This window comes from Bifidobacterium miconis (genome assembly GCF_019331735.1).
GTDB classification, from domain to species: domain Bacteria; phylum Actinomycetota; class Actinomycetes; order Actinomycetales; family Bifidobacteriaceae; genus Bifidobacterium; species Bifidobacterium miconis.
This window is the reverse complement of sequence record NZ_JAHBBH010000035.1, coordinates 18383-27877: the sequence shown is the minus strand read 5'-3', so window position 1 is coordinate 27877 and position 9495 is coordinate 18383. Positions and strand designations below refer to the sequence as shown.

General features: G+C 66.7%; 7 protein-coding genes. 1 reads left to right on the top strand and 6 read right to left on the bottom strand.

From position 1 onward, the window contains the following. The 6 genes from KIH79_RS10280 to KIH79_RS10255 all read right to left on the bottom strand — a co-directional run. Window positions 1-958: serine/threonine-protein kinase (locus tag KIH79_RS10280; RefSeq protein ID WP_219059280.1), on the bottom strand; the 958-nt coding region annotated here is incomplete at its 3' end. Then, window positions 955-2421, bottom strand: coding sequence for a peptidoglycan D,D-transpeptidase FtsI family protein (locus tag KIH79_RS10275; RefSeq protein ID WP_219059279.1), 1467 nt, complete (start codon window positions 2419-2421; stop codon window positions 955-957). The genes KIH79_RS10275 and KIH79_RS10280, both read right to left, overlap by 4 nt. Continuing rightward, window positions 2418-3800, bottom strand: a complete 1383-nt coding sequence (locus KIH79_RS10270; protein ID WP_219059278.1) for an FtsW/RodA/SpoVE family cell cycle protein — start codon at window positions 3798-3800, stop codon at window positions 2418-2420. Before KIH79_RS10270 ends, KIH79_RS10275 begins: the two co-directional genes overlap by 4 nt. Then, window positions 3797-5461 carry a PP2C family protein-serine/threonine phosphatase gene (locus KIH79_RS10265; RefSeq protein ID WP_219059277.1) on the bottom strand — a complete coding sequence of 555 codons (1665 nt, stop codon included), beginning with the start codon at window positions 5459-5461 and terminating at the stop codon, window positions 3797-3799. The genes KIH79_RS10270 and KIH79_RS10265 overlap by 4 nt, the downstream gene beginning before the upstream one ends. Window positions 5462-5468: 7 nt before the next feature. Continuing rightward, entirely contained in the window at window positions 5469-6005 is a 537-nt protein-coding gene (locus KIH79_RS10260; protein WP_219059276.1) for an FHA domain-containing protein FhaB/FipA, read from the bottom strand. Between the two features lie 20 nt (window positions 6006-6025). Next, window positions 6026-6730 carry an FhaA domain-containing protein gene (locus KIH79_RS10255; RefSeq protein ID WP_219059275.1) on the bottom strand — a complete coding sequence of 235 codons (705 nt, stop codon included), beginning with the start codon at window positions 6728-6730 and terminating at the stop codon, window positions 6026-6028. A 180-nt stretch (window positions 6731-6910) separates the two neighbouring features. Here KIH79_RS10255 and KIH79_RS10250 point away from each other — a divergent pair, with 180 nt between their 5' ends. Continuing rightward, window positions 6911-9271, top strand: a complete 2361-nt coding sequence (locus KIH79_RS10250; RefSeq protein WP_219059274.1) for a prolyl oligopeptidase family serine peptidase — start codon at window positions 6911-6913, stop codon at window positions 9269-9271. Window positions 9272-9495 lie beyond the last annotated feature (224 nt).

The following is a 9495-nucleotide window of genomic DNA, read 5'->3' as shown; positions in this document are numbered from 1 at the left end:
CGGCGGCGCTCTGCGCGAAGTGCCCCGGATCGAGCGAGCGCAGCAGCGTGTTGACCGCGTGCGGCCTGCTGGAGACGCGTCGCGGCATACGGCCGAGGTTGACGAACGTGTCGTCGGCCTGCGCAGTCGCCTGATCGAGCAGGCGACGTTCGATGCGCGCCAGCGTGCGCGAGACGACGAGCGCGTCCTTCGGCCGGTCGCGCGGATCCTTCGCCAGCATCGACATGACGAACTGCGCGAGCTGGAAGTCGACGGTGTCCGGCAGCGGCGGCACGGGATCGTTCACGTGCGCGGCGGCGATGTCGACGGGAGTCGCGCCCGTGAACGGACGGTGCCCGCACAGGCCCTCGTACGCGACCACGCCGAGCGAGTAGATGTCGGACTGCGGCGTCGCCTGCTTGCCCTGCGCCTGTTCCGGCGAGATGTACTGCGCGGTGCCGACGACCATGCCGTCCTGCGTGATCTGCTCCTGATTGGTCGAATACGAGACGCCGAAGTCGGTGATCTTCACCTCGCCCGTGTCGGAAACCATGATGTTGGCCGGCTTGACGTCGCGGTGGATCACGTCGTGGCTGTGCGCGACGAACAGGCCGCGCGCGGTCTGGATGAGGATCGGCAGCAGCTCGGTCGGATCCATCGCGCCCTTCTCGCGATAGAGATCGGCGAGCGATTTGGACGGCACGTATTCCATGATGAGGAAGCCGATGCCGTCGTGTTCGTAGTATTCGAACAGCGCGGCGATGTTCGGGTGCGCGAGATTGGCGGAATTGTGCGCCTCCGCGCGCAGACGATGGAGCTTGGCCTCCACGTTGGACTGGTCGGAGCGCAACGCCTTGATGGCCACCGGGCGTCCGAGCTGGATGTCGTACGCCTTCCACACTTCACCCATGCCGCCCTGTGCGAGCCTGCGGTCGAGGCGGTATCGGCGGTGGATGAGCTGTCCTTCGATCAGTTTCATTGCTTCAACGCCTCCTCCATCAGTTGCTTCATGATCGGGCCCGCGGCCAGCGATCCATACAGGTCGGTGTTGTGCACCACCACGGAAACCGCGATCTGCGGGTCCTCCGCGGGCGCGAAGCCGATGATCCATCCGTCTATCGACTGGTTCGCGTCGCCGATCTGCGCGGTGCCGGTCTTCGCCGCCACGGACACGCCGCTGATTTCCAGATCCGGGTATTCCTTGGTGATCACCGACTCCATGGCCGTGGTGAGCTTGTCCGCCGTGGTCTTGCTGAACGCCTGCGACATGACCTGCGGTTCCGTTTCGGAAATCACCGACAGGTCGCTCGAACGCACGCGGTCGACGAGCGTGGGGCGCATGAGCTTGCCGTCGTTCGCGATCGCGGACGCGATGAGCAGGTTCTGCAGCGGGGTCGTCAGATTGTCGCCCTGACCGATCGACGCGAGCGCGATGCGGTCGTCGGTCTCGTCGGCCGGGAACTGCGCGGCGACGGACTTGATCGGCGTGCCGGTCGCGGTGCTGCCGTCCAGCGTGATCGACTTGCCGTAGCCGAGTTTTTCGGCCATCGCGTTGACCGTGTCCGCGCCGAGCGCGACGCCGAGCTGCGAGAACGCCGTGTTCGACGAGTACGCGAGCGCGTCCTGCAACGCGATCTTGCCGTTCGTGCCGGCGCCCTGCACGCTCGAATTGGTCAGCGCCGTGGCCGTGCCGGGCAGCGTGTAGCTGGCGCCGGCCGGCACCTGCGTGGTCAGGTCGTACTTGCCGGTTTCGAGCGCGGCGGCCATGACCACGGTTTTGAACGTGGATCCCGGCGGGTACAGCTGGCTGGTGGTGCGGTTGAGCATCGGGTTGGAGCTGTCGGCGACGAGCTGCTGGTAGGCGAGGTTCGCGGATTTCGTGTCGTGCGAGGCCAGCTGGTTCGGGTCGTAGCTGGGCGTGCTCACCATCGCGAGGATGCGGCCGGTCTTCGGCTGGCTGACGACCACCGCGCCGTCCTTGCCGTTCATGAGCTGGTAGGCGAGCGTCTGCAGCTTCGGGCTGATCGACGTTTCGATCGTGGCGCCCGTGTTCTCCGTGCCGGACAGCACGGCCTTGAACCGCTCCCAGAACAGCGTGTCGGCCTCGCCGTTGAGCAGCTGGTTGCGCGACGCCTCGAGTCCGCGGTCGGTGCCCTGCGTGATCGAGAAGTAGCCGGTCACGGGCGCGTACACGACGCCGTTCGAGTAGGAGCGCTGGTATTTGAACGAGTCGTTGACCGCGTTCGACTTGGCGATGACGGTGCCGTCGGAGGCGAGGATCTGCCCGCGGGGCGCGCCGTACGTGCGGTAGAGGGCGCGCGCGTTGCGCGGGTCGGCGTTGAGCTGGTCCGCCTTGATGGCCGTGATGATGGTCGTGGAGATGCCGAGGATGACGAACAGCACGAGCACGGCCGTGAACAGTTGGCGCAGGGTCTTGTTCATCGGTTGCCACGCTCCTTGAGCTCATGGTCGCGCAGTGCGGCCAGCGCCTCGTACTGGAACGTTTCCGACAGGTCGGTCGACGGTTCCGGCTTGTTCGCCGAGTTCGAGATGACGACGAGCAGCGCGGCGAGGATGTAGTTCGCGACGAGCGACGAGCCGCCGGCCGCCACGTACGGCAGGGTCATGCCGGTCAGCGGGATGACGAGCGTGACGCCGCCGACGACGGTGAACACCTGGAACGCCATGGTGAACACGAGTCCGGAGGCGAGCAGCTTGCCGAAACCGTCCTTGATCTTCATGGCCGTGATGAACCCGGAGGCGATGATGATCAGGTACAGCACGAGCACGGCCATGAGGCCGGTCAGGCCGATCTCCTCGCCGAGCGACGTGTAGATGAAGTCGGAGTTGCCGTACGTGGTGAGCCCGGGGTGGCCCTGTCCGAGGCCGGTGCCGACCATGCCGCCCGAGGCGAGGCCGAAGATGCCGGTGACGATCTGCCACGAGCCGCCGTAGTCCTTGTTGTACTGCTCGTTGCTGAACGGCTGCAGCCACGCGTCGACGCGCGAGCCGACGTGGCTGAAGATCGACGCGGCGAGCACCGCTCCCGCGGCGAACGCGATCAGGCCGATCACGATCCAGCTCTTGCGGCCGGTGGCCACGTACAGCATGGCGACGAACATGGCGAAGAACATGAGCGACGTGCCCAGATCGTGCTGTATGACGAGCACGCCCATCGACACGCCCCAGATGATGATGATCGGGCCGAGGTCCTTGATGCGCGGCAGTTGCAGGCCGAGCACCTTCTTGCCGCCGACGGCCAGCTGGTCGCGATGGTCGAACAGGTAGGCGGCGAAGAAGAACGCGAGGAACAGCTTGGCGAATTCGGCCGGCTGGATCGTGCCGCCCGGCACGCGGATCCACACGCTCGCGCCGTTGATGTCGACGCCGAGACCGGGCACCATGGGCGAGAGCAGAAGCAGCAGGCCGACGACCATGCTCACGTACGAGAAGCGGCGCAGGATGCGGTAGTCGCGCATGAGCACGATGAGCGTCGTGGCGAGCACGAGCGCGATCGCCTGCCACAGCAGCTGCTTGAACGCGACGTCCTTGCCGGACGACTGGTCGATGCGCGCGATCATCGTCGTGCCGATGCCGTTGAGCAGGATCACGCACGGCATGATCGACTGGCTCGCGTACGGCTGGAACCTGATGATCAGTGCCCACGCGGCGAGGATCATCACGCCGACCACGCCGAGCAGCACCGCATAGTTCTGCGGGAAGCCGCCGGTGGTGCGCTCGAACATCTGGAAAAACGCGATGAAGCTGATCGCCATCGCGAACAGCAGCAGCGAAATCTGGCGCAGACGGGTCATGATCATTGCGTGGCACCGTCCTTCGAGGAGTCGGACTTCGTCGCGTCGTCGGCGGCGCCGATCTTCGGGGTCGAGTCGCTGCCGGACGTGCCGGATTTGTCGGTCGACGAACCGGACGAAGACGAACCGGACTTATCGGTCGAGTCGGAGTTGGACTTGGACGATTCGGTCGCCTGCTTCTTGGCTTCCTCCTCGGCCTCCTTCTTCGCGGCCTCCTTGTCGAGCTCGCTCTTGATGAACGCGGCGTGTTCGGTGGCCGCGTCGTAGCTGTCCACGGCGATGCCCTGATCGAGCTGGTCCTGCCACGACTGCGGCAGGCTCGACACTTCGATCGCCGTCTTCTTGACCTCGTGCGACAGCGACAGGCCGAACAGGTTCGTGTTCACGCCGCGGTAGATCGTCACCACGCCGTCGCTCGCCGCCAGATAGTAGCGGCTCTGGCTCCACGCGTACGCGCCCCACGCCATGCCCGCGAGCACGGCCAACACCACGATCGATGTGAGCATCACCGCGAATCGGTTGCGGTGATGGCGCACGCGCTTCGCGTGCCGCTGCTCAAGCTGCTCGTGGTGAATCGCCTTCTTGACCTCCGGGTCGTTCGGGTCGGCCGTCACGCGGCCGTCGGACTTCTGCACCACCGGAATCTCGCCCGTGTCGGGCACCGTGCGGTCGCCGTTTTCCTCGCGCACGTCGGCCGGCTGCACGACGCGCGGCGCCGGACCGGTCTTCTCCTTGCGGTTCGCGTCCTGAATCAGCGCGGCCGCGCGCATCGCCGGCGACGTCTGATCCTCACGCAGTGCGGGGGCGGTCGCAACCGGCGCGTTCACGATGTCCGCGATCGGCTCGAGGCTGGAGCTCGCCGCGCCGCCGACCAGCAGCGTCTGATGCGGCAGGTCGAAGGCGTTCGCGTCGAGCGCGAGCGTCGCGTCGGCGATCACGGCCGTCACGTTGTCCGTGCTGCCGGCCTTGAGCGCCATGCCGACGAGCCGCTGCGCGCACTCCTCCTGATCGGTGCAGTCGGCCATGACCTGTTCGATCGTCGAGTCCTCGAGCACGCCGCACAGGCCGTCGGAGCACAGCAGCCAGCGGTCGGCGGGATGCGCCTTGCGCACCGCGATGTCCGGGCGCGGGTCGATGTCGAAGTCGCCGAGCACGCGCATCACGACGTTGCGCTGCGGATGGTTCTTCGCCTCCGCCTCGTTGATGCGGCCCATGTCGATGAGATGCTGCACGAGGCTGTGGTCGTGCGTCATGCGGATGAGCTTGCCGTCGCGCAGCAGGTACGCGCGGGAGTCGCCGATGTGCGCGAGCACCCAGTAGCCGGCCACCAGCACGACGGCGGTGACGGTGGTGCCCATGCCGGCCAGCTTGCGTTCGCGTTTCGCCTTGCCGACGATCGCGTCGTGCGCGGCGATGACCGACGTTTCCAACATGCGGGACACGGCCTGGATGTCGCCGTCGACGTTGTCGTGCTCGATGTGCGCGAGCGAGCGGATGGCGATGGTCGATGCGGTGTCGCCGCCGGCGTGGCCGCCCATGCCGTCGCAGATCGCGGCGAGATGCTCGCCGGCGAACGACGAATCCTGATTGTTGGAACGTACGGTGCCCACGTCCGACACGGTCGTGGAATACAGGAACAACGTTTGCGAAGCAGCTGAATTCGGCATATGGCGGTCACCTCAATTCGAAGGTGGTGGCACCGATACGCACCGGGACTCGGGCGGAAAGAATGGTGGGCGCGCTGATGCGCTGGCCGTTGACGACCGTGCCGTTCGTGCTGTTGAGATCCTCGATGGCCCAGTCGCCGGTGGCGGGATCCTGGTACACGCGCGCATGGTGCGACGAGACGAACTCGTCGTCGAGCACCACCGTGTTCGACGCGGCGCGGCCCAGCGAAATCGATTCGCCGGTCAGCGGCACGCTCGCGCCCGCCAGCGGGCCGTCGATGATGACCAGCAGCGTCAGGTCGGAGTTCGGCGTGGGCGGCTCGTTGGCCGGCACGCGCACCGGCACGGCGGATGACGTGGCCACCGGGGCCGGCGATTCGGCGGCCTTGCGTGCGCGGCGCTCCTTGCGGCGGTGGGTGCGCGACGCATGAGGGCTGAGCGTTTCCATGTCCTTGTGCAATGAGCGCATGGCAAGCCATACGAACACCCATAACAGCACAAGGAATCCGTATTTGAGAATCGCGAAGGTCAGTTCGGTGAGCATGTGGACGGCTCCTCGGGAGGTTACTCCTGCTCCTGCGAGGAAGCCCAGTAGAGGATGCGCGTACGGCCGATGGTGATGGTGTTGCCGTCGAGCAGCGTGGCGATCGGCACCTGATGGCCCTCGATGTACATGTGGTTCGTGGAGCCGAGGTCGCGCGCGATCACGCCGTTCGGCGTGATGTCGATTTCCATGTGGCGGCGGGAAATGCCCGGATCGTCGATGATGATGTCGCAGCCGGAGCCGCGGCCGATCACCGTCTTCTCCTTGGTGAGCAGGTACTGGTTGCCGTTGATCTCGAGCATCGGGTCGTCCTGCGTCTGCTGGTCGGCCGTGGTGACCGGCACCGCGTTGCCCTGCACCGACTCGGAACTCAGGTTGAAATTGCCCTTGGTCAGGTCGAGATCCTCCTCGAAGATCACGACGACCGGGCCGACGAACGCGTAGTGCTGGCTCTTCGCGTACTGCGTGAGGTTGTCGGCCAGTTCGTTGGCGAGCGTTTCGGAGCCCCACTGCTCGATGCGGTCGAAATCGGGGGTGCTCAGCTTGAAGCGGTATTCGTTCGGGGCCACCGTGCGATCGCGTCCGACGGGCATGGCTTCGGCGTCGATTTCGCGCTCGAGAGCGCTGGAGAGGTCGACGGGCTGCAGGTCCTTGGACCCGAATTTGGCGAACACGCCATTGACCGCGCCTTCTACACTTTTCTCAAAACGGTCGAGAACGCTCATAGTGATCCCTTTCTACATATCCTCACCCATCCTACGCGCAGTGGGGAACCTGACCAAACGATCCGGCGGGAACCGTTCCTATGGGCGCAAAATTTCCACGTCCGTGGGGGCCGTGTGAACGGCGGTGGATGCGCCTGCCGGCGCTTCCAAATGCCCAACCGGCCGACTAGCGTGAGAACCATGACCAATATCAATGACAACATTGTCCAATTCCCCCGTCTCAGGGCCCGCACGCTGCGCTTCGGCGGCGGCGCGCCCCGTTCCGCCCGCGTGATCGACGACGGCTCGCGCGCGCTGTTCCTGCGCTCCGACGGCCCCGAGGATCTCGTGACCTCGCTGTGGCTGAGCGTCGTCGACAAGAACGCCGCCGGCGAGGAGACGCATCGTGAGATCCTGCTCGCCGATCCGCGCGAACTGCTCGCCGACGCGGACAGCGAGGACGTGCCGGCCGAGGAGAAGGCCCGCCGCGAGCGCGCCCGCGAAGGCGGTTCCGGCATCGTCTCCTATTCGGTCGATGCGGCCGGCCGCCGTGTCGTGTTCACGATCAACGGCCGCCTGTTCCTGACCGACATCGTCGACGACGCCAACGGCGAGCCGTCCGGCCGCACGCGCCAGCTGGCCGCCGCGCAGCTCGACACGGACGAGCAGGGCGTCTACGGCCCGGTGCTCAACCCGCGCATCAGCCCGGACGGCGAGCACGTGCTGTACACGACCGGCGAGCATCTCGTCATCATCGACATCGCCGAACCCGCCGCCGGCGACCGGATCAGCACCATTTGGGGCGTCGACGACGAGACGGACGACGCGGACGGCGAGAACACGTGGAAGATCGGCCTCGCCGAGTTCGTGGCCGGCGAGGAGATGGACCGCTACGACGGCTTCTGGTGGGGCCCCGATTCGCGCCACATCCTCTTTGAAACGTTCAATACCGAGCGCGAGCCGATCTGGTACATCAGCGATCCGGCCAATCCGGAGCGTCCGGCCGTCGGCCGCCGCTATCCGCGCGCGCTCACCGAAAACGCGGAGACGTATCTGACCGTCGCCGAGCTTTCGTTCGACGCGGACGGCCGCTACGACGGCATCGACGGCGCGCAGGTCGAATGGGACCGCGCGACGTACGAATACATCGCCGCCGTCAGCTGGGCCAAGGGGCGTGATCCGCTCGTGCTCGTGCAGGATCGCTGCCAGCGCAACGATCAGGTGCTGTCCGTCGCGGTCGACGGCGACGATGCGGGCGCGACGCGCGTGCTCGAAACGCATCACAACGACCAGTGGATCGACCTGATCCCCGGCACGCCCGCGTATACGCCGGACGGCCGACTCATCGGCGCGCTCAACGACATGGACACGGACACGAACCGGCTCACGGTCGACGGCCGCGCGTTCACGCCCGCCGGCTGGCAGGTGCGCGGCGTGCTCGACGTGACCGACCGCGACGTGCTCGCGCTCGTGCAGCGTTCGCCCGAAACCGCGCACGACGTGCCGTCCGGGTGGTCCGCGGCCGCCGCCGACGAGCGCCGACTCGGCGATCATGACGCGCGCAGCTTCGACGTGGCGAGCATCGCGTACGACGGCACGCTCACGCCCGTCACCGACAAGCCCGGCTCGTGGACCGCGTCGCGCGGCAAGGGCGGCATCGTCGTGTCCGGACGCGACATGGCGCACGCCAAGTCGTTCATGCTGCACAACGGCCATCGCATCGCCAACCATGCGGCCGAACCCGGGTTTGCGCCGAACCTCGCGTTCACGCGTCTCGGCGAGCATCGGCTGTACACGGCGATCATCGCGCCGAGCGCCGATAGCCCGTACGCGAAGGCCGAGAAGCTGCCGGTGCTCATGAAGCCGTACGGCGGCCCCGGCTTCCAGCAGGTCATCGCCAGCCAGGCGTTCTACTGGGAGGCCCAGTGGTGGGCCGATCAGGGCTTCCTGGTGGTCACGGCCGACGGCCGCGGCACCACCGGCCGCGGGCCGAAGTGGGATCGCGCGATCTTCGAGAACATGAAGGACGTGACGCTCGCCGATCAGGTCGAGGCCGTGCGCGCGCTGCCGGACGCGGTCGCCGCGCTCAACGCGGGGGCTGACGCCGCCGCGGGCGAGACGCGCATCCCCGCGCCCGATCTCGACAAGGTGTGCATGATCGGCTGGTCGTACGGCGGATTCCTGTCCGCGCTGGCCGTACTCGACGCGCCGGACGTGTTCAAGGCCGGCTGCGCGGGCGCCCCGCCCACCGACTGGACGCTGTACGACACGCACTACACCGAGCGCTACCTCGGCCTCGACCCGAAGGTGTACGAGTACAACGGCATCGTGCAGGACGCGCCGAAGCTCGAACGCGCGCTCATGCTCATCCATGGCTTCGCGGACGACAACGTCACCATCGCGCACAGCCTGCGGCTGAGCCAGGCGCTCATGGCCGCGGGCCGCCCGCACACCTACCTGCCGTTGACGGGCATCACCCACATGACCAACGACGAGACGGTGGCCGAAAACCTGCTCATTCTCCAGCGCGACTTCCTGCGCGACGCGCTCGACCTGCACTGAGCACCCCTCTGCGGTCGCAGGTTGCAGCTACATGACGCTCAGCGGGGCAAGCCGGATAGATCTTCGGTGGTTTGCCCCGCTGAGCGGTTTCTTGGCGGGGCATTTCTCCGGACATCCGCCCGTTGTGCGTCGTTGGGGTGCCTCAGTGGGGTGAATGGGACGTACCTTCGGTGGTTTGCTTCGCTGGGTGGTGTCTGAGCGGTGCATTTCTCCGAACGTCCACC

Coding starts and splice junctions, on each gene's coding strand:
- KIH79_RS10270 (WP_219059278.1), bottom strand. CDS start 3,800: ATGATCATGACCCGTCTGCGCCAGATTTCGCTGCTGCTGTTCGCGATG.
- KIH79_RS10265 (WP_219059277.1), bottom strand. CDS start 5,461: ATGCCGAATTCAGCTGCTTCGCAAACGTTGTTCCTGTATTCCACGACC.
- KIH79_RS10255 (WP_219059275.1), bottom strand. CDS start 6,730: ATGAGCGTTCTCGACCGTTTTGAGAAAAGTGTAGAAGGCGCGGTCAAT.
- KIH79_RS10260 (WP_219059276.1), bottom strand. CDS start 6,005: ATGCTCACCGAACTGACCTTCGCGATTCTCAAATACGGATTCCTTGTG.
- KIH79_RS10250 (WP_219059274.1), top strand. CDS start 6,911: ATGACCAATATCAATGACAACATTGTCCAATTCCCCCGTCTCAGGGCC.
- KIH79_RS10275 (WP_219059279.1), bottom strand. CDS start 2,421: ATGAACAAGACCCTGCGCCAACTGTTCACGGCCGTGCTCGTGCTGTTC.